This window comes from Nocardia spongicola (assembly GCF_047200775.1).
Taxonomy (GTDB): domain Bacteria; phylum Actinomycetota; class Actinomycetes; order Mycobacteriales; family Mycobacteriaceae; genus Nocardia.
In genome coordinates, this window is the sequence record NZ_JBJZOO010000012.1 from 68,136 (window position 1) to 90,293 (window position 22,158).

Genomic DNA, 22,158 nt, shown 5'->3' on the forward strand with positions numbered 1-22,158 from the left:
GGCGTCCGCCGAGACAACCGGACGCGCGCACCAGCTCGGATTCGGCTCGAGAGATGATAGTCGGCGTGAGTGACGACCGGCCACCCGAGGAAAGCCAAGCAGACACCGCCGATCCGGCAAACCCGACCACCCCATCCCCGTCCCCCGCACCGCGGCGGCTTCCCGTCCTACTCGCCCTCGCCGCAGTGGTGCTAGGCCTGGACTTGCTCACCAAGACCCTCGCGGTCGCGCACCTGACGCCGGGGGATCCGGTACCGATCATCGGTGACTTCGCGCGCCTGAGCCTGGTGCGCAATCCGGGCGCGGCGTTCTCCATGGCCACCGGCATGACCTGGTTGCTGACCCTGGTCGCCGTCGCCGTCGTGATCGGTGTGATACGCATCGGGCGCACCATGCGCTCGCTGTGGTGGGCGATCGGCCTCGGCTTGGTGCTCGGCGGCGCGCTCGGCAATCTGGTAGACCGGTTGTTCCGCGCGCCGGGCCCGCTACAAGGACATGTGGTCGATTTCGTCGCGATCGGCTGGTGGCCGGTGTTCAATGTCGCGGACTCCGCCATCGTATGCGGAGCGATCTCGCTGGTGGTGCTCACGCTGTTCGGCTTCGAGCCGAACGGCACCCGCGTCGGTCGCGGCGAACAGGACAGTGCGAGCGAGGGTAGCGCGACATGAGAGAGACCAGGACCATGCCCGTTCCCGACGGGCTCGACGGGATGCGCGTCGATGCCGGGCTGTCCCGGTTGCTCGGCCTGTCCCGCACCGCCGTGGCCGCACTCGCCGAAGAAGGCGCCGTCCGCCTCGACCACAACGCTGCCGGGAAGTCCGATCGGCTCACTGCCGGGGCATGGCTGGAAGTGGTGTTCCCCGAACAGAGGCGAGAGCTCACCATCGAGGCCGAGCCGGTGGAGGGTATGAAGATCCTCTACGCCGATGACGATATCGTCGCGGTGGACAAACCGGTCGGCGTGGCCGCGCACACCGGTGTCGGCTGGAGCGGACCGACCGTGGTCGGTGGGCTGGCCGCGGCGGGCTACCGAATCTCGACCTCGGGCGCTCACGAACGGCAGGGCATTGTGCACCGCCTCGATGTCGGCACCTCTGGGGTGATGGTGGTCGCTCAGTCCGAGCATGCGTATACCGTGCTCAAACGCGCGTTCAAACAGCGAACCATCGACAAGCGTTATCACGCTCTGGTGCAGGGACATCCCGATCCGAGCAGCGGCACCATCGATGCCCCGATCGGCCGGGCCCGCGGCAACGACTGGAAGTTCACCGTCGCCGCCGAGGGGCGGCCGAGCATCACGCACTACGACACCGTCGAGGCGTTCCATTCCGCCAGCCTGCTGGATATCCACCTGGAGACCGGCCGCACCCATCAGATCCGGGTGCACTTCTCGGCGATCCGCCACCCGTGTTGTGGCGATCTCACCTATGGCGCCGACCCGAGGCTGGCGGAGCGGCTCGGGCTGCAACGCCAGTGGCTGCATGCCCGATCGCTGGGTTTCCAGCATCCCGCCGACGGCCGCTATCTGGAGATAACAAGCGAGTACCCGGACGATCTACGCCACGCCATCGACGTCCTGCGCGATGCCTGATCGGCGGATGCCGTCGTGGCGGACCGTCTTCGCCATAGGGACCGCCGTGTCAGCCGCCCTGATTTTCGTGCTGGGTGCGCTGACTCCGCCGTATCGGCCCGCGGTGTCCACCGATCGGCTCGGCCCGGAACAGGGCGAGCAGGTCGCGGCGTACCTGGCGCGAGCACAGGATTCGCTGACAGGCGACACCGTCGAGCACCGCTGGGCACTCGTATCTTTCACCGCACCCCTTGTGCCGGAACAGATCCCGGCCTACAGCGACGGGATGCGCATTGCCCAGGTGCTGTACCACGTGGCACTCGACCGGGTACAGACACCGCTGGTCACCGTGCCGGTTCCGACACCGACCAGCGCAGCGGTGAACTCCGCTCGATACGCGGCCTGGTTACTCCCACCCCCCACCGACGAACGCTCCGCCCGGATCGCCGCCTTCGCCGCGGCGCAGCTACGGACAGGCTGCGCGTGCGTGGTCGGGCTCGTCGTCCGCGGCGCACCGGCCGAGCTGCGGAGTCTGGCGAGCCACAACGGTATCCGCGCCGTCCAAGCGCTCCCCGCCGATGCGGTGGCAGGCAGTTTCGCAGTCGTCCCCCTGCTGCCCGGCTACCGCGATATCGTCGCACCCGGCCCGGACGACGGCCCGGTCCCGCCACCGTGAGCGCGGCGCCGATGCCGCGCACCACGGCCGAACGACGCTCAGGCCGACCCGCGCCCGCTATCCGGCCGGATACGGATCCGGCAGGGTGACGACCCCGTCCAGATAACGGCGGCAGCGGCCGAACAACAGCACGCGGTCGCCGGTCAGCTCGCAGCGCAGGCTGCCACCGCGGCGCGACAGCTGTCTGGCACGTAATCCGGTACGACCCGTATGCTCGGCCCACAACGGCACCAGCTGAGCATGCGCGGATCCGGTCACCGGATCTTCTGGCACCCCGATGCCAGGAGCGAAGACCCTGGAAACGAAGTCGACCGACTCACCTGGGGCAGTGATGATCGCCGCACGCGGTAGCGCGGGGAAGCCGGACAACACCGGCGCGGCATCACGCACCTCCTGTTCGGTGGCTACCACGATCACCTCGTCGGTACCGGAATACGCGCGTACCGGACGCACCCCGAGTGCCGCGACGAGCGCAGGCTCCGGCGGTACCGGAATACTCGGCACCGCAGGCAGATCCAGGACGAATTCATCGTCATCGGTGCGGTCGACATGCAGCCAGCCGCTGCGCGTATAGAAGCTCACCCGGTCCGCCCCTGGATGGGTGTCGACCAGAATCTGCGCGGCACTGGCCATGGTGGCGTGCCCGCACAGGTCGACCTCGGCCTCCGGCGTGAACCAGCGCAGATGGAAAGCGGGCCACTCACCCGGCGCCGCCCCGGCCTCGGACGGTAACTGCGCGGTATAGAACGCGGTTTCGGCGAGATTGTTCTCCTCGGCCACCTGTTGGAGCAATACATCCGGCAACCAGAAGGGGAGCGGCATGACTGCGGCCGGATTGCCCGAGAACGGTGCATCGGCGAACGCGTCGATCTGGTGCAGTAGTATCTCCATACTCGGAGAAGGTACTCCAACCCCGAATATCGCCTCGCACAAGGCTTCTCACCGCACCGAACTCAGAGCTCGAGCCTTATCAGGCCGCCCCTCCCGGTGAGCTGGGCAGTAGCCGCCGCTCATCGCCGAGTACCGCCGCACTCACCCACCAGGCCACTTCGACGAGCACGATACCGACCGCACCGCATGCCAGCGCGGCACCGGTCAACGCGGGATCGGAGGGGTCGAGCTTGAAGAAATGCCGAGTGAACGGAACGGTGAACAGGGCGGTATAAGCCGCGGCCGATGCCGCGATCAGCACAACCTTCCACCACACATACGGTCGCGCGACAATAGCAAGCACCCATACCGCGATCATGATCAGCGTGATGAGCGCGGTGGTACCCGCCTGGATCTTCTGCTCTTCACTGGCATCAGGGCCCGCATAGGCGATCAGATAGGACACGAAGGTGGCTACGCCGATCACCACACCGGAGGGAATGGCCAGCCGCATCACTCGCCCGACGAACCCGGTGCGCGCACGCTCGTTGTTGGGCGCGAGCGAAAGCACGAATGCCGGGATACCGATCGTGAACCAGGCCGCGATGGTGACGTGCCTCGGCAGGAACGGGTAAGCGATGGGTTCGTAATCGAAGATCTGCGAACCGATTCCGGCGATCCCGACCAGAAAGGCCAGCAGCACCGAATAGACGGTCTTGGTGAGGAACAGATTCGACACCCGCTCGATATTGCCGATCACCCGGCGCCCTTCACCGACCACGAAAGGCAGCGTGGCGAACTTGTTGTCCAGCAACACGATCTGCGCCACCGCGCGAGTGGCCGGACTACCCGACCCCATCGCCACACCGATATCCGAATCCTTCAGCGCGAGAACATCATTAACTCCGTCACCGGTCATCGCCACGGTATGCCCATTGCCCTGCAGGGCCGCGACCATGGCCCGCTTCTGATCCGGACGGACCCGGCCGAAAGTGGTGTTGCGCTCCAGGACATCGGCCAATCGATCGCGATCCTCCGGTAACTCGCGTGCGTCGATGGCATGGTCACCACCGGCCAGGTCGAGTGAGGAAGCCACCGCGCCGACCGATACGGCGTTGTCACCGGAGATGACTTTGATCGAGACATCCTGATCCGCGAAGTACTCGAGGGTCTCCCTGGCATCCGGACGCACTTTCTGCTCCAGTACGACCAAGGCGGCGGGGCGCACCACCCCAGGGGCGTCCGGCGCGTCCACCGGCCGGTCGCTGCGCGCCAGCAGCAGGATACGCAGACCCGAGGCACCGAGTTCCTCGGCGAGGACCGCCTCCGCGGAACCAGGGTCGAGCAGTACGTCCGGCGCGCCGAGCAGCCAGTCGCCGTGCGCGCCATAGGAGCCGCCACTCCACTTCTTGGCCGAGGAGAACGGCGCGACGGCGGTACGCGACCAACCTGGCCCCTCCGGCAGCTCCTCGGCGATCGCCCGCACACTGGCATTCGGACGCGGATCATCGGCAGCCAGCGCGGCCAGGGCGGCGCGCACCTCGCTGTCGTCGAAGGCACCGAGCGGCTCGAGATCAGATAACCGCATACCGTTCTCGGTCAACGTGCCGGTCTTGTCCGCGCACACCACATCGACGCGGGCCAATCCCTCGATGGCAGGCAGCTCCTGCACCAGACATTTACGCTTGCCCAACCGCACCACACCGACCGCGAAGGCGATCGAGGTCATCAGCACCAGCCCCTCCGGCACCATCGGCACCAGTGCGGCGACCATCCCGGTGACCGCGGGCCGCCACGACTCGTTACTGGAGACCAGCTGGTTGTAGATGCTCAGCAGACCAGCGGGAATGAGCAGATAGGTGATGAACTTCAAGATCTTGTCGATCCCGCTGCGCAATTCGGAGCGCACCAGGGTGAACTTGCTCGCCTCCTCGGCCAGCTTCGCCGCGTAGGCATCCCGGCCGACCTTGGTGGCGCGGTAAGCGCCAGAGCCGGAGACCACGAAACTGCCGGACATCACCGAAGTGCCGATCTCCTTGTCGACCGGATCGGCCTCACCGGTGAGCAATGATTCGTCCACCTCGAGCAGCGCGGATTCCTCGACCTCGCCGTCCACCACGATCTGATCGCCTGGCCCGAGCTCGATCAGATCGTCGAGCACCACCTCATTCGGCGCGATCGCGACGGCGGTACCGTCTCGGCGCACGGTCGGCTTGGCCTGACCGACGATGGCAAGCCGGTCCAGTGTGCGTTTAGCGCGAATCTCCTGGATGATGCCGACCGCGCTGTTGGCGACGATCAGCAGGCCGAACATGCCGTCGATGATCGAACCGGTGGCCAGCACCGCGATCAGCAGGATGCCGAGAATGGCGTTGATCCTGGTGAATACATTCGCCCGGACGATATCGCGGACCGAGCGGCTGGCACGGGCAGGGACATCATTGGTCAGACCGTCCCGGCGACGTTGTTCGACCTGCGCCGTGGTGAGTCCGATCGCCCCCGATGCCTGCACGGTAATCGACATGCCCGCAAGGCTACGTCACGACCGAGCCCGGCTCTCGGGCCACGGTTACCTACGAGTACACAGCAGGCTCGGCGGCTCGGCATGTCGCGGTGATGACGGCAACGGGCAGGCCGCCGGGGATAACCCCGGCGGCCTGCCCGGCCGGAACACGCGGACTAGCTGCAGGCGGGCGACTGCTCGCCGAGCTGGGTCAGCATGTTGCAGGCCCAGAGCTGCTGGATCTTCCACTTGCCGTTGTCGACGACGAAGGGGACATCGACGACGTTCTCCTGGCCGTTCACGATGAACGTGGCCTTCGCGGTCACGCTGTCACCGAACGGGACGACGTCGGTGACCACGATCTTCACATCGGAGCCCGCCGCGGCCTTGGCCAGGCGGTCGGGCAGCTCCGGATCCACTTCGGCGCCTTGGACTTTGTCCAGCTTCTCGGAAGCGGGTACCGACGGGTCGAGCGCACGGGCGAGGTCGGCGTTCAGCTCCGCGACAGTCGGAGTCGGCGGCAGTTCCACGGTCGTAGTAGCCGCCTTGACGCTGGTCGACGTCGTAGCAGCGGACTCATTGTCCGTATCGTCACTACTGCAGGCGGTCATGCCGAGCGCGGCGACCATGGCCAGGCCGGCGATGGCGATGCGTCCAGTCTTACGAAGCTTCAACTGCTCGTCCTTTGCGTTCGAGGAGGTCGGTGTCGTGTTCCACCGTAACAATCGCCGCCAGGACGGCAGCGCTGCACGAAGCCCCAGGCTACCGGCATCGAATGCTCCGCAAAGAGTCACCTGGCCGACAGTCGCCGCCTGCGACGGCCGCACACTGCCGATCGGCGAGTTCGGGCTCCGGCCTGCGTCACAGCAGACTGCTCAATGGATCGGCTGGGGTGAGGGCCGTATCGGTAGCGGCGAAGGTACGCGCAGGCCCAGGGCCGGTCGAACGGGTTTCGAAGCGAACCGTCACCACGCCCTGCCCCGCGCCCTGCACCCAGCCATGGCCGTGCTCGGAATGGGTCACATCCATACCGGGATACCAGGCAGTGGCGGCCGGGACAGGTGCGGCGGGCGACACCGTTCCCACGGTGCCGGTTGCGTCGGCCGCAGCAGCTGTGTTCTCGAAGGACGCCTGCTCCGGTGACATTCCCGCCACGGGGATCTCGCCGGCCTGACCGCGATCGAGTTCGGGGAACAACGATTCCTGCCGGACCATGGACAACCCCCCGTAACTCACTCCGACCAGCCGGACCGGGCCCAGTTCGCGCGGATCGAGCGCCGAACGCTGCGCGGCGGCGCGGAGCGTCGCCGGATCCTCGGTCGCGTACGGCAACGTACTGGAGCGGGTGACGATGCCCATATCGGATTTCCTCAGTTTGAGCACTACGGTGCGGGCCGCACGCCCATCCGCGAGCAACCGCCGGTGCGCCGCATCAGCCATCTCCGCGATGGCCCGCCGTAACTGGACGAGGGTGACGATATCGTTCTCGTAGGTGGTCTCCGCGCCGATCTGCTTGGACTCGGCCCGTTCGGCGACAGGACGATCGTCGATCCCCCTGGCCAGCCGGTGTAATGCGGCGCCGACGCTGCCACCGAGGATCGATATCGCCTCCGATTCCGGTAGGGCGGCGAAAGCGCCCACCGTCTCGATACCGAGGGTGCGCAGCCTGCTCTCCGCGACCGGCCCGATGCCCCACAGTCTGCGCACCGGGAGCCCGGCCAGCAAGTGGGGCTGCTCGGCCGGTGAAATGACCCGGACCCCATCAGGTTTGGCCAGCCCGGAAGCGATCTTGGCCAGCTGCTTTCCGGTACCGGCGCCGACCGAAGCGGTCAACCCGGTATCAGCACGCACCTGTGCGCGCAGCTCCTCGCAGAACTCCTGCACCCGAGCCACTGTCGCGCCGGCCAGCTCGGCGGGCTCGCCGAATGCCTCATCGAACGACAGCGTCTCCAATACCGGGATACGGCTGCGCAGCGCGTCGAAGATCTGTCCGCTCACCGCCCCGTACACCACACCACGCGGCGGCACCACCACCGCGGTGACACCGACCAGTCTGCGGGCCTGATGCATCGGCATCGCCGAGCGCGCACCGAATGCCCGCGCCGCGTAGCTGGCTCCGGCCACGACGCCACGGGCTCCGGTCCCCCCGACCAGCACCGGTCTGCCGCGCAAGGTCGGGCGGGTCAATTGTTCGACCGAGGCGAAGAACGCGTCCATATCGATGTGCAGAACCCAGCGGCGCGCGACACTGTCCGCGTCGGCGCGGACGGCGGAATCGAGGACGGCGAGCCGCTGCCCGCGCACCGGTTCCGCATCGTGTGCGGCACCATTCCCGGCCGCGAGTTCGCCGGTCGCCTTCTCGGTACGCACAGCAGCAATGTACGCCGGTCCACCGACATATCCCGGCATACGTCCGGCACACATCCAGGGACATAGAGCCACGGTCCGGTTGCGCTGGGCCCGCAGGCACTGCCGATCTGTCACCAGCGTTCCGTCGCCACCGTTCCGACACAACCCTTCCGGCACGACACCGCTCCAGTTCTCACCGGGCGACCCACTCCCCGCACTGATGCCCTGATCTGCCCTTTCACCGCCCGATGCGATGTACCTATCAGTACCAGACACCTATCGGCGAGCCGCGCCGACAGCACGGCAGGTACGCCCTGGTATGTGATGATCGGGTCCATGGACATCCGCAAGGCCGTCATCCCGGCCGCCGGTATCGGCTCCCGGCTGCTTCCGCTGACCAAAGCCATCCCCAAGGAGATGCTGCCGGTCGGCGATAAGCCGGTGATCGAGCATACGGTCCGCGAACTGGTCGCCTCTGGCATCACCGACATCACCATCGTGGTCAGCGGCGGGAAATCGTTGATCCAGGACCACTTCCGCCCCAACCAGACACTGGTCGCCCAGTTACGCGCGGAGGGAAAGTCCGCCTTCGCCGACGCGGTCGAGGAGGTCGGTGAGCTGTCCCGGCTCGGCCATATCACCTACCTCGACCAGCATGGTCCGTACGGCAACGGAACCCCGGTGCTCAACGCAGCCCGCCATCTCGGTGACGAGCCGATGCTGGTGTTGTGGCCGGACGATGTGTTCGTCGCGGAGGTACCACGAGCCCAGCAGCTCATCGACGCCTACACCACCACAGGAGCACCCGTCCTTGCGCTGATGCCGATGGACTCCACCGAATCACAACGCTATGGCGTTCCGGTGGTGGCCGACGACCACGGCAACGGCTTGTTGCGCATCACAGGGCTGCGGGAGAAGCCGAAACCCGAGGACGCGCCATCGTCCTTCGCGGCGATCGGCGGCTACGTGGTCACCCCTGGAATCATCCAGGAACTGCGCGCACAGACCGAGGCCTGGTACGAGCACCGCACCGGCGAGGTGTACCTCACCGATGCGATCAATGTCTACGCCGCGCACAATCCGGTATTCGGTCAGGTGATCCGGGGCCGGTGGTACGACACCGGCAATCCGGCCGACTACTTGGTCGCGCAATTCGCCTCGGCGCTGGCACATCCACAGTACGGACCGTTGCTGCGCAACCTCGCCGACGGCCTCGAGCACTGATCGACACCTGGACCGCACCTCGCACCGCTATGCTGTCGCCGCTCGTGATCGGCGATGCCGCTGTGCGGACTGCTCACCGCCGATCAGGAGCTCACCGTTCCTCCGTTCCTGTTCGAGCAGAAAGGTGCGTTCGTGAGCTTTACTTCGAGTCTGCGCATGCGTCGCCTCGGCCTCACCGCAGGCGTCGCGACAGCCCTCATCATCACCGCCGCGGGCCCAGCGGCAGCCGAGTCGGAGACGACGCAACTCGGCCTCACCAATGGCCACTGCAATAAGACCGTCCTATCGGCGAAGGCAGGCACCCGCGCCATCCTCGACGTGGTGTCTTTTGTCAATCCCTTGGCCGGAGCATCGCTGACCATTCCGGAGAAGAACATCAGTGTCTCGCTGCCCGACACCTACTACTGGATGGTGACCAGGGTGGATCTCGGAATCAACGATCCGGGACAAGTCGCGTTCCAGGTGCTTTCTCCCCCGGTGACCGGCAGTGCGGGCAGCGGCTGCCGAGGCGTGATCCGATTCGAGTGATTCGGCCGCGGGGCACGCTCCCGCGCTGTGGCCCCGCCCGCATGGTACGGGTCGGGGCCACTCCCGCCGAGAACACATCCGGCGCGAGAACACTCAGAAGCGGCGGATGGCGTAGATATCGAACTGGCGCAGTGGGGTGTAACCGACCGGCACACCCCAGTCATAAGCATTGAGGACCTGACCATAGCCCGCGTAGATCCCGACGTGCGAGCCGTCCCGATTCAGCACCACGACATCGCCCGGAGAAAGGGCATAGCGCGGGACCGGCGTTCCCACCTTCGCCTGCTGCCAGGTTGTCCGGGGAATTTTCACCCCGACCTGGCGGTACGCCCACTGCACCAGGCCGGAGCAGTCCCAGCTGAACGGACCGGTCCCACCCCATTCATAAGGCTTACCGAGCTGTGTTGTCGCCGCCGCCAGCGCACCGAGACCACGCACGCTGGGAAACGGCACCGCGACCGCGCTGCCGCTGACGAGCTCGCGACCGGGGCTGCTACCGGATGCGCTGCCCGGCTCGCCGGTGTCGGACCACGCGGGCCCGGCAAGCAGGACAGCCGCGATGACTGATAACGAGAATCCGAGGGTGCTGCGACGCAGAGATCGTAGAGAGTTCGTTGGCACGTGCTCGCCCTTTCCGTGAGCCCGATCAACGGGCAATCACACAGCAACTATGACTAACGCACGGCAGACAACGCCATCGAGACGGAGCCGTGGTCACCGCATCCGGGCGTACAACACCGCCCCATGCGCACAGTTCAGATAGGACACTCCATGAATGAAACTCGTGCCACCCCTCCAGCCGTCCGGCATCAGGGGCAATATCGCGATTCTGCCGCGCGCGATCAGCCGCGGGCAGGAGTTCAGCAAATTTTCAGCGTGTGATCTATATCACACAAATTATCCTGACAGATACCTACCGAGCGCGTACCCTCCACGATCGAACGGATCACCCGCATCCCCTCCGGTCACATCGGCAACGCGCGGGAACCGTGGCCGATGCGGATCGTCCGGTCGCACTGCGACATACGCCGGGGCGCGACTCCGCTGTCGCGCCCCGGCGTATGTCCAGTTCAGGCGGTCAGGCCTTGGTCACCGTCGCTCGCACACCGCCGACCAGGTCGACAGCCTCCGGACCCGCGTCGCCGAAGGTCAGCGTGGTGGCCAGGATCTCACCCGCGATCAGATCGCGGTGGGTATCTGCCCATCCGGCCCGATCTTCCGGAACATCCAGCACCACGATGATCCGGTCGGACACATCCAGACCGGCGGACTTCCTGGCCTCCTGGAGATCACGGATCACATCACGAGCCCACCCCTCGGCCTCCAACTCCTCCGTGACAACCGAATTCAACACCACCAGGCCGGCGTTTCCGGGCAACGCCGCAGTCGATTCCGGTTCGGCGGCCACCAATCGCTGGGTGTATTCCTCTGGCAGCAAAGTGATTCCGGCCGCGGTGACCACACCATCAGTGCTCTCGGACCACTCCCCCGCCTTCACCGCCTTGATCACCGTCTGCACCTGCTTGCCGAGGCGTGGCCCCGCGGCACGCGCGTTGACCACCAGGTCGAAACGTCCGTGTGCGGCCACATCGGCGGTCAGATCCACCTTCTTGACATTGACCTCGTCGGCGATGATGTCGACGAACGGCGCCAAGCGTTGCGCATCGTCCGCGGCGATGGTGACCTCGGCCAACGGCAGCCGCACCCGCAGGTTCTGCGCCTTACGCAGACTGAGCACCGTCGAGCACACCACCCGTACCTCATCCATGGCCGCGACCAGTTCCGGATCATCCGGCAACTCGCCTTCTTTCGGCCAATCCGCCAAATGTACCGAGTCCTCGCCGGTCAGGCCACGCCAGATCACCTCGGTGAGCAACGGCAGCAACGGCGCAGCCAACCGGGTGACCACCTCTAGCACGGTATGCAACGTGTCCACCGCATCGCGGTCCTCGCTCCAGAACCGGGAACGCGACCGTCGCACATACCAGTTGGTGAGCGCGTCGGCGAACGAGCGCAGTTCTTCGCAAGCGCAGGCGATGTCGTAGCGCTCCAGTGCGTCGGTCATGACATTTCTGGTCTGCGCCAGCTTCGCCAGGATGTAACGGTCCAGCATATGCGGTGAATCCGTCCGCCATGTCCCCGGACGAGCGGCATACAGTTGCAGGAAGGTCCAGGCATTCCACAACGGCCGCAGCGCATGACCGACCCCCTCGCGGATACCGCGTTCGGTCACGATCAGGTTACCGCCACGCAGAATCGGCGAACTCATCAGGAACCAGCGCATGGCATCGGAGCCGTCCCGGTCGAACACCTCGTTCACATCCGGGTAGTTCCCCTTGGACTTACTCATCTTCAGTCCGTCATCGCCGAGCACGATACCGTGCGCGGCAACGGTTTTGAACGCGGGACTGTCGAACAGCGCGGTCGCGAGCACATGCAGCGTGTAGAACCAGCCGCGGGTCTGCCCGTTGTACTCGACGATGAAATCGCCAGGGAAATGGCTGTCGAACCACTCCTTGTTCTCGAACGGATAGTGCACCTGGGCATAAGGCATCGAGCCCGACTCGAACCAGCAGTCCAGCACCTCCGGCACTCGGCGCATGGTCGACTTACCGGTCGGATCATCAGGATTCGGCCGAGTGAGTTCGTCGATCATCGGTCGGTGCAGATCAGCCGGGCGCACGCCGAAATCACGCTCCAGCTCGTCCAGCGAACCGTACACATCGGTACGCGGGTATGCCGGATCGTCGGATACCCACACCGGGATGGGGCTGCCCCAGTATCGATTACGGCTGATGTTCCAGTCCCGCGCTCCCTCGAGCCACTTACCGAACTGGCCGTCCCTTATATGCTCGGGCACCCAGGTGATCTGCTTGTTCAGCTCGACCATCCGTTCGCGGAACGTGGTGACCGCCACGAACCAGGACGGCACAGCCATATAGATCAGCGGCTGTCCGGAGCGCCAGCTGTGCGGATAGGAGTGCTCGATCGTCTCGTGCCGCAACAACTTTCCCGCGGTCTTGAGGTCCTTGATGATCACCGGATTGGCGTCGAACACCATCTGGCCCTCGTACGGAGGGACCATCGAGGTGAACTTGCCGCCCGCGTCGAGCGGCTGCACGATCTCGATGCCGTTCGCCGTGGCGACATCCATATCCTCCTCACCGAAAGCAGGCGCCAAGTGCACGATTCCGGTACCGGAATCGGTTGTCACATACTCGGCGGTGAGTACACGGTGCGCATTCGGATGACCGAGGAAGAAATCGAACGGCGGAGCATAGGACAGACCGGCCAGCGCGGCGCCATCGAACTCGCCGAGCGTCTCCACCTCTGCGCCGAACTCTCGCGAATAATGCGAAACTCTTTCGGCCGCAAGCAGATAGCGCTTCCCGTCGACCGCGCGCAAGTGCACGTAGCGGATGTCGGGATGCACCGCGATAGCCAGATTGGACGGCAGTGTCCACGGCGTAGTGGTCCAGATCAGCGCATTGGCCCCGTCGAGCTCACGCAATGGATGATCGGCGGGCACTCGCAACACCATATCGACGGTGACCGCGGGGTCCTGCCGCATCTTATAGGCATCGTCGAGACGGGTCTCCTGATTCGACAGCGGCGTCTGCTCGTACCAGCTGTATGGCAATACCCGGAAACCTTGATAGATCAAGCCTTTGTCATAGAGCGACTTGAACGCCCACATGACCGACTCCATGAAGTCGGTATCCAAGGTTTTGTAGTCGTTGTCGAAGTCGACCCAGCGGGCTTGGCGGGTCACATAGTCGCGCCATTCCCCGGTGTAACGCAGCACCGAAGATTCGCATGCCGCGTTGAATTTCTCCAGTCCCATCGCATCGATCTGTGATTTTTCCGTGATACCGAGCTGTTTTTCGGCTTCGATTTCCGCGGGCAATCCGTGGCAGTCCCATCCGAAGCGGCGATCGACCCGCTTACCCCGCATGGTCTGGAAACGTGGGATGAGATCTTTGACGTATCCGGTGAGCAAATGGCCGTAATGTGGCAGACCATTCGCAAAGGGCGGTCCATCATAGAAGACGAACTCCGATGCACCGGAACGATTTTCGATGCTAGCGCGAAATGTGTCCGCAGCCGCCCACGCGTCGAGTACCCGGCGTTCCATCTCGGGAAAGGACATCCCGTTACCTGCGCCCATGTCGACGCGCGGGTAGGCGCTGTTGCTGGAAGTATGGTCCGCCATCGCGGATGCGTCTCCTCGTGCCGTATCCTGACACGGGGACGATGACAGCGCCTGGTGCGCCGAAACCGCGGTACCACCCCGCTTGTCCGGCGTAGCGCACACACCGGACCTCTTATTTCGCGAGCTGTGACGGGCTCACCCGTTCGGTTCTACTTGGCGCACGCCACGAGGGCCGTGTCACCGTTCTTCCGAAGACTCCCCGGTGATAGCCGGATCTACGCCATGTGTCATTCGATTCTAGCCCCCACGGTCAACCACATAAGGTAAGGCCGCCGAGACCCACTCGAGGCAACCACCTCGAACTTTCGATCACTTCAGCGTTCGACACCTTCGCGCTCGGCTCCTCGACCGGCATACGGGGAATCATTATCGGGCCTCCGCACGGACAGCGCACTGGCCAGCAAGATCACCGCGCCGAGGCCGCATACCACAATGCATCCCCACGCCCAGAGCACCGATCCGGTAGCAAGCGATACCACGAGCAGAACGAAACCGATCGCGGCAAGGACGAGTGTAAGGACGACCACAATGACCCCCAAGGCATGCCAGGCGGTTCGACATTTCCTCTAGCGGTCTACACTGCTGTAGCGCTCGGCCGCTACTTGCTCCCCTTCGCGAATGAGGCGGGCGCGAGGTTGTTCGACGAATTGGTGTCGGCGAATGCTTCGCCGCCGTCGACCGGGACAGCCGAGCCGCGGTTCTCCAGTTCCTCGAGCTGCGACTCCAGATACGACTTCAACCGCACCCGGTACTCCCGCTCGAAGGTCTTGAGCTGCTCGATCCGGCTCTCCAGCACACTGCGCTGCTGCGTGATGGTCCCCATGATCTCGGTGTGCTGCCGCTCGGCATCGGCCTGCAACGCGTCGGCCTTCTCCTTGGCCTGCCGCAGCTGGCTGTCCGCGCGAGCCTGCGCATCCGACAGCATCTCATCCGACTTCTGACGAGCGTCGGCGATCATGGCCTCCGACCGGGTCCGCGCGTCGGTGACCAGTCGCTCGGAATTCGCTCGGGCATTCGACAGCAGGCTCTCGGCCTCGGACTTGGCGTCACTGGTCACCCGCTCCGCCATCTCCTGGGCGATATTGAGCATCTTGACTGCCTGCTGATTCGCATCCGCGCCAGAAGCCTCCTTGGCCGCGGGCGCGGCGGCGGGCATCGGGGCGGGCTGCGCGACAGGAGCCGACGGCTTGACCGGCTCCGGTGGAGCCTGCGGGGCCGACGGCTTCGCGGTGTTCACCGCGGCAGAGCCGCGATTCTTCTTCGCATCGGCCAGTTCCGTATCGAGTTCGGCGACCCGCTGACGCAGATCCGCGTTCTCCTCGATCAGCCGTGAGAGCTCCTGCTCCACAAGATCCAAGAATGCGTCGACTTCATCCTCGTTGTAGCCGCGCTTCCCGATCGGCGGTTTGCTGAACGCGACGTTGTGCACATCGGCTGGGGTCAGCGGCATGGAAGGATCCCTTCAGCGTCTTTTGGAGATCTAGCAAGCTGTCTTCACGGCCCATTCTGTCACACCGGGGCTACGGATTGCCCGAGCCCATCCACAACCGACATCAGGATGAAGACGATGAAAAGCAGGACCACTATCGACAGATCCAAACGAATTCCGCCCAGTGATACCGGAGGTATCAACCGCCTCAGGAGTTTAACCGGAGGATCGGTGATCGTGAAGATCACCTCGAGAACGACGACCAGGATACCTCTAGGTCGCCAGTCTCGGGCGAAGTTACGAATGAACTCGATGAGCACCCGGCTGATCAGCAACAGCCAGAAGATGAACAGCACGAAGTACAGCACCGCGAACAAGGCCACAACTTCACTCTGCCGCAAAAACCTCGTCGTGCAAAATGACCGCGCCGGATCACCCTCGACCGGTCTGTTCTACCCGCCGATCACGAGCTTATTTCTGGTTATAGAAGCCGGTTTCCGCAATACGCCTGCGTTCTTCGGCCGATACGTCGACATCAGCAGGTGAGAGGAGGAACACCTTCGTCGCGACCTTGTCGAACGATCCACGCAGCGCGAAGGCGAGACCCGCGGCGAAATCGACCAGCCGCTTGGCGTCGGCGTTACTCAGATCCACCAAGTCCATGATCACCGGATTGCCCTCGCGGAAGCGTTCACCGATGATCCGTGCCTCGCTGTAGTCCCTTGGACGCAACGTGGTGATTCTGGACAAGGGGCCTCCGTCCTCGAAGATCCCCGGCCTGCGCATCGAAGCGGGTTCGGGCCGCACCCGCTCCTCCAGCCTGCGCTCCTCCGCATCGGGATCGACAGCGAGCGCACCACGAGTGGCGCCGCGCACGACCGGGGCACCACCACCTGCCCGGAATCGCCCCGACGGGGCGGAATCGATCCTGGTCGGCCGCCGTGGCGCTTCGTAACGGTCGGCGCCGTAGTGCTCATCGGCGTAGTCTTCGTGCCGAGATACCGGGTATCCCGCCTGGTAGGGCGCCTTGTAGGCGGGCTCGGGATAGTCGGTGCCGAAGCGATCAGCACTGTTGTAGCGGTCATCACCGTAGTGGTCGGCGTAACCATCACGCTCGGAATAGCCACGGGGCCCACGCATGCCACGCTCATCCATACCGCGAGCGGCACGATCATCCACGTAGTCGTCTTCGTAATCCTCGAGCGGAACCATGCCGAAGTACGCCTTGAACTTGTGCAGCGTGCTCATTGGTCGACCTTCCTTCGGCCCCGGTGGCGGCCGGGTGTTGAAGTCTTGCTCAGCCCCCGCCAGCTTCCCAGCATATGTGTCGAATGTGACTGATGTGGTTCCCTTGCTACGCCGAGATTATCGGTCGCGCCCCCATCAAGGCGGTACCGACACGCACAACCGTCGAACCGTGTTCGATCGCGGATTCCAAGTCACCGGACATTCCCGCGGAAAACTCTTCCGCCTCCGGATGATCCGCGAGCAACCGGGTACGCAAGGCCGCGAGCCGCGCGAACACCGCGTCAGCCTCGGTATCCAACGGCGGAATGACCATCAGACCCGATAAGCGCAACTCCGGCGCGGCCGCCGTCTTGGCGGCGAGTCCCGGAATCTCCGCTGCCGTGACACCGCCACGCGCCGGATCGTCATCCGCACTCACCTGAAGCAGCACTCGGAGCGGCTCGGTGCGCTCCCCCGCGTCCAGCGCGGCACGCGCACCGGCGGCAAGAGCGTTTACCAGACGTTCGCTGTCGACCGAATGCACGGTGTGCGCCCAGCGGGCCACATTCCGCGCCTTGTTCCGCTGTAACCGGCCGATCATATGCCAGCGGATACCAGGATGATCCCCTGCGCGCAGCACCTCGATCTTGGCCGCGGTCTCCTGTTCCCTCGACTCACCGAACTCCCGTCTACCGAGCTGGTAAAGGATCGCCACATCGGAGGCGGGGAAGAACTTCGTCACCGGCAGCAGCCGCACCGATTCCGGTGCCCGGCCCGCCATTCGGCACGCCGCCTCGATCCGCGCGAGCAAACCGGAAAGATTGCCGGACAACTCGGCGGTTCTCGCCGCGGCCCCGGCGATCCGCGCTTCGGCACTGCTCACCTGCGCTGCCTCCTTCGGACCCGAACGCTCATGCCGAGGCCTCCATCCAAATCACTCCGGCCATCCGGCCGGTCGGCGCACCACGTCGGTGGCTGAACAGGGTTCGGTCTTCGATGGTGCAGCGTGGATCGACAGCGATCGCGGTAACACCGGCCTCGGTGAGCTGCTCGGCGATGCCGGCACGCAGATCGAGTCCTGGAGTGCCGCGCACCGTCGTGGTCGCGCTGCCGGGCAGATGCGCTTCGATATCGGCACGCATCGCGGCGGGGACCTCGTACTGCCTTCCGGACGCCGCAGGCCCGAGAAAAGCGCCGATCCGATCCACGTGCGCACCGAGCGACACCATTGCCGCCAGCACCCGCGGCACTATGCCGATCCTGGCACCTATACGTCCGGCATGCACTGCGGCGATCACGCCCGCCTCATCGTCGGAGAGCAGAACGGGAACACAATCGGCGGTGAGCACCACGAGCGCGAGACCGGGCACGGTGGTCACGAGAGCATCGGTGGCCGGGACGGGCTCGGCACGTGGGCCGTCGACGATCTCCACAGCACGGCCGTGGATCTGCTCCATCCACACCAGGCGCTCCGGCGTCAGACCGATCCCATCGGCCAGCCGTTCCCGGTTACGCCGCACCGCTGCCGGATCATCGCCGACATGGTCACCGAGGTTGAACGAATCGTACGGCGGCGCCGAGCAGCCGCCGGATCTTGTCGTGGTGACCCGTCGAACAGTTATTGCCGGCGCGATAGTCATAACGGCGAGCCTAGCGGCGCTCGGCGAAAGTCCACATGTTGCCTACGCCGCACCCACCCCCGGATACTCGGTCCCGAATTCTCCCGAAGACCGCGAGACGAACAGCTAGCCCCTCCGCATGAACGACGGCACATCCACATCGTCATCGTCGTCGTCCGGATCCGCCTGCGGCGCCACGCGCGACCGAGGGTTGTTCAGGACGGCAGGCTCGGCAGGCGTGCGCGGCCGGTCGGTGCTCCGATAGCTCGGCACCGCGCCGGGTGTGGCGGCATCCGCCGTGCTGTGGGTGTCGCGCTCCGTGATCTCACCGGTACGACGCTGTCCTGTCTCCCCTGAACGCATCTCCCCCGAACGCGCCGAACCGATGGTGGCCCGGCTGGTCGGCTCGAAGGTACGGCGGGCGGGACCGCCGCCATCGAAGCCCGCGGCGATCACGGTGACTCGCACCTCGTCGCCGAGCGAGTCGTCGATCACGGTGCCGAAGATGATGTTGGCCTCGATATGCGCGGCTTCCTGGACCAGTGAGGCCGCTTCGTTGATCTCGAACAGCCCCAGATCCGATCCACCCGCGATCGACAGCAGCACCCCGTGCGCACCATCCATGGACGCCTCGAGCAGCGGCGAATTGATCGCCGTTTCCGCCGCTTTCACCGAACGACCCTCACCACGTGCCGAACCGATACCCATCAGCGCGCTGCCCGCGCCGGACATCACACTCTTGACATCCGCGAAGTCGACGTTGATCAGGCCGGGAGTAGTGATCAGATCGGTGATGCCCTGCACACCGTTGAGCAGTACTTCGTCCGCCGAACGGAACGCATCCATCAGGCTCACCGCGGCATCGCCGAGCTGCAGCAACCGATCGTTCGGAATCACGATCAACGTATCGCAGGACTCGCGCAGCAAGTTGATGCCGACCTCGGCCTGATTGCCGCGCCGCTTGCCCTCGAACGAGAACGGACGCGTGACCACACCGATCGTGAGCGCCCCGAGCTTACGAGCGATCTGCGCGACGACCGGAGCGCCACCGGTACCGGTGCCGCCTCCCTCTCCCGCGGTCACGAAAACCATATCGGCGCCCTTGAGCACCTCTTCGATCTCGTCCTTGTGGTCCTCGGCGGCCTTACGCCCGACCTCGGGGTCCGCACCGGCCCCGAGACCTCGGGTCAGTTCCCTGCCGACATCGAGCTTGACATCGGCATCGCTCATCAGCAGCGCCTGCGCGTCGGTATTGACCGCGATGAACTCGACACCTTTGAGTCCCTGCTCGATCATCCGGTTGACGGCATTCACGCCGCCGCCGCCGATACCGACGACCTTGATCACCGCAAGGTAGTTGTGCGGGGGCGTCATGGGCTCTCGCCTTCCTTAGATCTAAAGCCTGTCGTTTCCGGATTCTCGGCACGCCACTTCTCGACCCGAGTCATGGTCCGGATCGCTGTAGTGAGCGAACCATGACTCGGGCAAACCCTAAAGGTAAACCATAGGGTTAGCATTATGTCAAGTATCCCATTATCGTGGAACGCTATTCGTAACCGTCCCGATACGCGAGCAGGCGCGCCGAGACCAGGGTCGGAATCTTGCGTGATCCTGCTCGCCCCGCCACCCCACACATCGTATGGTGCACCAGCGCCCCCGGTCCGCCCCTGCACACCGGAACCGCCTCCGGACCGGCGAAAATACACTGAGCACATTCCACTGAGCGCATCGGGCGTGGGTCACCTTACCGTGACCAGATTGGGACTCGAAACATCGAACACCGTTCCGGGACGCGTCAACAAGGGCAGCACGACCGCGGACTTCCGTTCGGCGTCGCCGGCCCCGCCCCACAGTACCGTGCGACCATCCTGCAATGTGAGCGAAATATCTGAAATGGATCGCGCCACGACCTCGTCCACCTGGATGCTCAATGCGGCGGGCATCACAGCGAGTATCGATACCACGGCCTCGGTCACCGGGTCCGTACCGCCTGGATGATCGGTGACCAACCGCGGCACCCCGATCGGCGCCGGTCCGAGCGCGAATTCCACCCCCTCCGCATCGAGCAGATGCGCGCCCTGCGGACTCTCGTAGAACACCACCGGAATCCGTTCGACGAGCGTGACCCGCACGGTGAACGGGAAAACCCGCTGCACTCGCACCGTACGTACTTTCGGAATGCTCGCCACCCGCCGCGCTATCCCCTCGGTATCGACACGCGGCATAGGGCGGCCGGGGGGGATTTCCAGCAGCTCACGCACCTGGTGTTCCGGCACTGTCACCGTACCCTCGATCTGCACGGTGCGCACCGAGAACAGCGGAGTCCACCAGGCGATGATGCCTACCACGGTAAGCACACACACAGCCAGCGATCCCCATATCCGGATTCGGCGCCACTGCGGCGCGCCGAATCGATCACCCACGCGGCGTCCGGCCCCGCGCGCCGCTGCGACCCAGCGCACGCCGGGTCACCGTCCGTGCTGGGGCCGCGCCCGAAGTCCGTCGAGAATCTGCGTACCGAGCATGGTCACATCTCCCGCGCCCATGGTGATCACCACATCGCCAGGCAGCGCCAGCCCCGCGACCTGACGACCGACCCGGGACATATCCGGCTGGTAGTACACCGGTTTCGTGACCGCCTGCGCCACCAACGCACCGTTCACCCCTGGCAACGGCTTCTCTCTCGCACCATAGACATCGAGCACGACAACCTCATCGGCCAGGCTCAACGCATCGCCGAAGTCCTGCGCGAAGGTCGCGGTGCGACTGTAGAGATGCGGCTGGAAGACCACGATGACCCGCCCTTGCCGCGACCGGGCACCGTCCCGCGCCTCCTGTTGCACCAGCTCGGCCGCGGCCCCGAGCACGGCGCGTACCTCGGTCGGATGATGCGCGTAATCGTCGAAAACGCGCACCCCGTTCTCCCGACCGGCGAACTGGAACCGGCGATGCACACCGCCGAACCCTTCCAGGCCCTGGAGAATATCGCCCACATCGACACCGGTGGCGCGGGCGGCGAGTAGCGCACCGAGCGCGTTGAGCGCCATATGCCTGCCCGGCACCGAAAGCCGCAGAGTACGTGGGGCGGCCTCGTCGGCGAGCTGGAACTGCGCGATTCCGCCGACATCACGCGGCTCCCAGCTGTGCAACCGAGCGCCGACCGCGACCGGCGCATCGGTGAGATCACCGGATCCGTAGCCGAGAACCCGAACGTTCCGCTGCGCCAAACGCGCACCGACCCGCTCGACCAACGCCAGCGAGCCAGGATCGTCCAGACAGGCCACCAAAAGGCCGCCCGGTGCGATCCGATCGGCGAAATCATCGAAGACCTGTACGTAGGCCTCGTCGGAGCCGAAGAAATCCAGGTGATCGGACTCGACATTGGTGACGACGGCGACGTCCGGTTCGTACTGCAACAGCGAGCCGTCGCTCTCATCGGCCTCGGCCACGAAGGTATCGCCGGTACCGTGATGGGCATTGGTACCAGCCTCGTTCAGCTCACCCCCCACCGCGAAAGACGGGTCGACCCCGCAATGCTGCAACGAGACGATCAGCATCGAGGTGGTCGAGGTCTTACCGTGCGTACCGGATACCAGCAGAGTGCGATGTCCTTGCATGAGTGCGGCCAGCACAGTGGGACGCAACAGCACGGGAATATCGCGTCGAGCGGCCTCGACCAGCTCGGGATTGGTCTTCGGGATAGCCGCGTAGGTGGTGACCACCGAGGTCGGACCGCCGGGCAGCAGGTCGAGAGCGGTCGCGTCATGCCCGATCCGCACCTGCGCGCCCCGTGCACGTAACGCGAGCACACCGCGGCTTTCCTTGGCGTCAGAACCCGATACCGCACCACCGCGAGCGAGCAGAATCCGGGCGATACCGGACATACCCGCCCCGCCGATACCCACCATATGGACACGTGCCAGTTCCGGTGGTAGCGCCATCCGCTCCGA

General features: G+C 65.1%; 20 protein-coding genes. 5 read left to right on the forward strand and 15 right to left on the reverse strand.

Annotated elements, in window-relative coordinates:
* Positions 1-65 precede the first annotated feature (65 nt).
* Genes lspA through ACL02S_RS19040 form a run of 3 tightly spaced genes read left to right on the forward strand, consistent with a single transcriptional unit; the run spans position 66 to position 2,246 of the window.
* Complete coding sequence (lspA, locus tag ACL02S_RS19030; protein WP_412803799.1) at positions 66-668, forward strand: signal peptidase II; 603 nt, start codon at positions 66-68, stop codon at positions 666-668.
* Positions 665-1,591 (forward strand): RluA family pseudouridine synthase, encoded by a 927-nt coding sequence (locus ACL02S_RS19035; RefSeq protein ID WP_412803800.1) that lies wholly within the window; start codon positions 665-667, stop codon positions 1,589-1,591. Before lspA ends, ACL02S_RS19035 begins: the two co-directional genes overlap by 4 nt.
* A gap of 46 nt (positions 1,592-1,637) precedes the next feature.
* On the forward strand, positions 1,638-2,246 hold the full coding sequence (locus tag ACL02S_RS19040; protein ID WP_412803801.1) for a hypothetical protein: 609 nt from the start codon (positions 1,638-1,640) through the stop codon (positions 2,244-2,246).
* A 57-nt stretch (positions 2,247-2,303) separates the two neighbouring features.
* Here the strand turns inward: ACL02S_RS19040 and ACL02S_RS19045 are convergent, their stop codons facing one another.
* The 4 genes from ACL02S_RS19045 to ACL02S_RS19060 all read right to left on the reverse strand — a co-directional run bounded on the left by ACL02S_RS19045 (position 2,304) and on the right by ACL02S_RS19060 (position 7,836).
* On the reverse strand, positions 2,304-3,137 hold the full coding sequence (locus tag ACL02S_RS19045; RefSeq protein ID WP_412803802.1) for a PhzF family phenazine biosynthesis protein: 834 nt from the start codon (positions 3,135-3,137) through the stop codon (positions 2,304-2,306).
* 79 nt (positions 3,138-3,216) lie between these two features.
* Positions 3,217-5,640, reverse strand: a complete 2,424-nt coding sequence (locus ACL02S_RS19050) for an HAD-IC family P-type ATPase (protein WP_412803803.1) — start codon at positions 5,638-5,640, stop codon at positions 3,217-3,219.
* A gap of 155 nt (positions 5,641-5,795) precedes the next feature.
* On the reverse strand, positions 5,796-6,293 hold the full coding sequence (locus ACL02S_RS19055) for a WKL family lipoprotein (protein ID WP_412803804.1): 498 nt from the start codon (positions 6,291-6,293) through the stop codon (positions 5,796-5,798).
* Between the two features lie 187 nt (positions 6,294-6,480).
* Positions 6,481-7,836 (reverse strand): DNA polymerase IV, encoded by a 1,356-nt coding sequence (locus tag ACL02S_RS19060; RefSeq protein ID WP_412803850.1) that lies wholly within the window; start codon positions 7,834-7,836, stop codon positions 6,481-6,483.
* Between the two features lie 468 nt (positions 7,837-8,304).
* On the opposite strand from ACL02S_RS19060, the gene ACL02S_RS19065 reads away from it, so the two are divergent.
* Entirely contained in the window at positions 8,305-9,192 is an 888-nt protein-coding gene (locus ACL02S_RS19065) for a UTP--glucose-1-phosphate uridylyltransferase (RefSeq protein WP_412803805.1), read from the forward strand.
* Between the two features lie 54 nt (positions 9,193-9,246).
* Positions 9,247-9,720, forward strand: coding sequence for a hypothetical protein (locus ACL02S_RS19070; RefSeq protein WP_412803806.1), 474 nt, complete (start codon positions 9,247-9,249; stop codon positions 9,718-9,720).
* Between the two features lie 93 nt (positions 9,721-9,813).
* Here the strand turns inward: ACL02S_RS19070 and ACL02S_RS19075 are convergent, their stop codons facing one another.
* The 11 genes from ACL02S_RS19075 to murC all read right to left on the reverse strand — a co-directional run bounded on the left by ACL02S_RS19075 (position 9,814) and on the right by murC (position 22,149).
* Entirely contained in the window at positions 9,814-10,341 is a 528-nt protein-coding gene (locus ACL02S_RS19075) for a C40 family peptidase (protein ID WP_412803807.1), read from the reverse strand.
* A 457-nt stretch (positions 10,342-10,798) separates the two neighbouring features.
* On the reverse strand, positions 10,799-13,933 hold the full coding sequence (gene ileS, locus ACL02S_RS19080) for an isoleucine--tRNA ligase (RefSeq protein ID WP_412803808.1): 3,135 nt from the start codon (positions 13,931-13,933) through the stop codon (positions 10,799-10,801).
* A gap of 314 nt (positions 13,934-14,247) precedes the next feature.
* Positions 14,248-14,460, reverse strand: coding sequence for a hypothetical protein (locus ACL02S_RS19085; RefSeq protein ID WP_412803809.1), 213 nt, complete (start codon positions 14,458-14,460; stop codon positions 14,248-14,250).
* Between the two features lie 71 nt (positions 14,461-14,531).
* Positions 14,532-15,383 (reverse strand): DivIVA-like cell division protein Wag31, encoded by an 852-nt coding sequence (gene wag31 / locus ACL02S_RS19090; RefSeq protein ID WP_412803810.1) that lies wholly within the window; start codon positions 15,381-15,383, stop codon positions 14,532-14,534.
* Between the two features lie 59 nt (positions 15,384-15,442).
* Positions 15,443-15,745 carry a YggT family protein gene (locus ACL02S_RS19095; RefSeq protein WP_412803811.1) on the reverse strand — a complete coding sequence of 101 codons (303 nt, stop codon included), beginning with the start codon at positions 15,743-15,745 and terminating at the stop codon, positions 15,443-15,445.
* Between the two features lie 88 nt (positions 15,746-15,833).
* Positions 15,834-16,610 carry a cell division protein SepF gene (locus ACL02S_RS19100; protein ID WP_412803812.1) on the reverse strand — a complete coding sequence of 259 codons (777 nt, stop codon included), beginning with the start codon at positions 16,608-16,610 and terminating at the stop codon, positions 15,834-15,836.
* Positions 16,611-16,716: 106 nt separating this feature from the next.
* Complete coding sequence (locus tag ACL02S_RS19105; protein WP_412803813.1) at positions 16,717-17,472, reverse strand: YggS family pyridoxal phosphate-dependent enzyme; 756 nt, start codon at positions 17,470-17,472, stop codon at positions 16,717-16,719.
* A gap of 28 nt (positions 17,473-17,500) precedes the next feature.
* On the reverse strand, positions 17,501-18,229 hold the full coding sequence (pgeF, locus tag ACL02S_RS19110) for a peptidoglycan editing factor PgeF (RefSeq protein WP_412803814.1): 729 nt from the start codon (positions 18,227-18,229) through the stop codon (positions 17,501-17,503).
* A gap of 105 nt (positions 18,230-18,334) precedes the next feature.
* On the reverse strand, positions 18,335-19,582 hold the full coding sequence (gene ftsZ / locus ACL02S_RS19115) for a cell division protein FtsZ (protein ID WP_412803815.1): 1,248 nt from the start codon (positions 19,580-19,582) through the stop codon (positions 18,335-18,337).
* Between the two features lie 365 nt (positions 19,583-19,947).
* Positions 19,948-20,571 carry a cell division protein FtsQ/DivIB gene (locus tag ACL02S_RS19120; protein WP_412803816.1) on the reverse strand — a complete coding sequence of 208 codons (624 nt, stop codon included), beginning with the start codon at positions 20,569-20,571 and terminating at the stop codon, positions 19,948-19,950.
* A 105-nt stretch (positions 20,572-20,676) separates the two neighbouring features.
* Positions 20,677-22,149, reverse strand: a complete 1,473-nt coding sequence (murC, locus tag ACL02S_RS19125; protein ID WP_503129067.1) for a UDP-N-acetylmuramate--L-alanine ligase — start codon at positions 22,147-22,149, stop codon at positions 20,677-20,679.
* Positions 22,150-22,158: the final 9 nt, after the last annotated feature.

Coding starts and splice junctions, on each gene's coding strand:
- ACL02S_RS19035 (WP_412803800.1), top strand. CDS start 665: ATGAGAGAGACCAGGACCATGCCCGTTCCCGACGGGCTCGACGGGATG.
- ACL02S_RS19045 (WP_412803802.1), bottom strand. CDS start 3,137: ATGGAGATACTACTGCACCAGATCGACGCGTTCGCCGATGCACCGTTC.
- ACL02S_RS19050 (WP_412803803.1), bottom strand. CDS start 5,640: ATGTCGATTACCGTGCAGGCATCGGGGGCGATCGGACTCACCACGGCG.
- ACL02S_RS19060 (WP_412803850.1), bottom strand. CDS start 7,836: ATGGACGCGTTCTTCGCCTCGGTCGAACAATTGACCCGCCCGACCTTG.
- ACL02S_RS19065 (WP_412803805.1), top strand. CDS start 8,305: ATGGACATCCGCAAGGCCGTCATCCCGGCCGCCGGTATCGGCTCCCGG.
- ACL02S_RS19070 (WP_412803806.1), top strand. CDS start 9,247: ATGCCGCTGTGCGGACTGCTCACCGCCGATCAGGAGCTCACCGTTCCT.
- ileS (WP_412803808.1), bottom strand. CDS start 13,933: ATGGCGGACCATACTTCCAGCAACAGCGCCTACCCGCGCGTCGACATG.
- wag31 (WP_412803810.1), bottom strand. CDS start 15,383: ATGCCGCTGACCCCAGCCGATGTGCACAACGTCGCGTTCAGCAAACCG.
- ACL02S_RS19100 (WP_412803812.1), bottom strand. CDS start 16,610: ATGAGCACGCTGCACAAGTTCAAGGCGTACTTCGGCATGGTTCCGCTC.
- pgeF (WP_412803814.1), bottom strand. CDS start 18,229: ATGACTATCGCGCCGGCAATAACTGTTCGACGGGTCACCACGACAAGA.
- ftsZ (WP_412803815.1), bottom strand. CDS start 19,582: ATGACGCCCCCGCACAACTACCTTGCGGTGATCAAGGTCGTCGGTATC.
- murC (WP_503129067.1), bottom strand. CDS start 22,149: ATGGCGCTACCACCGGAACTGGCACGTGTCCATATGGTGGGTATCGGC.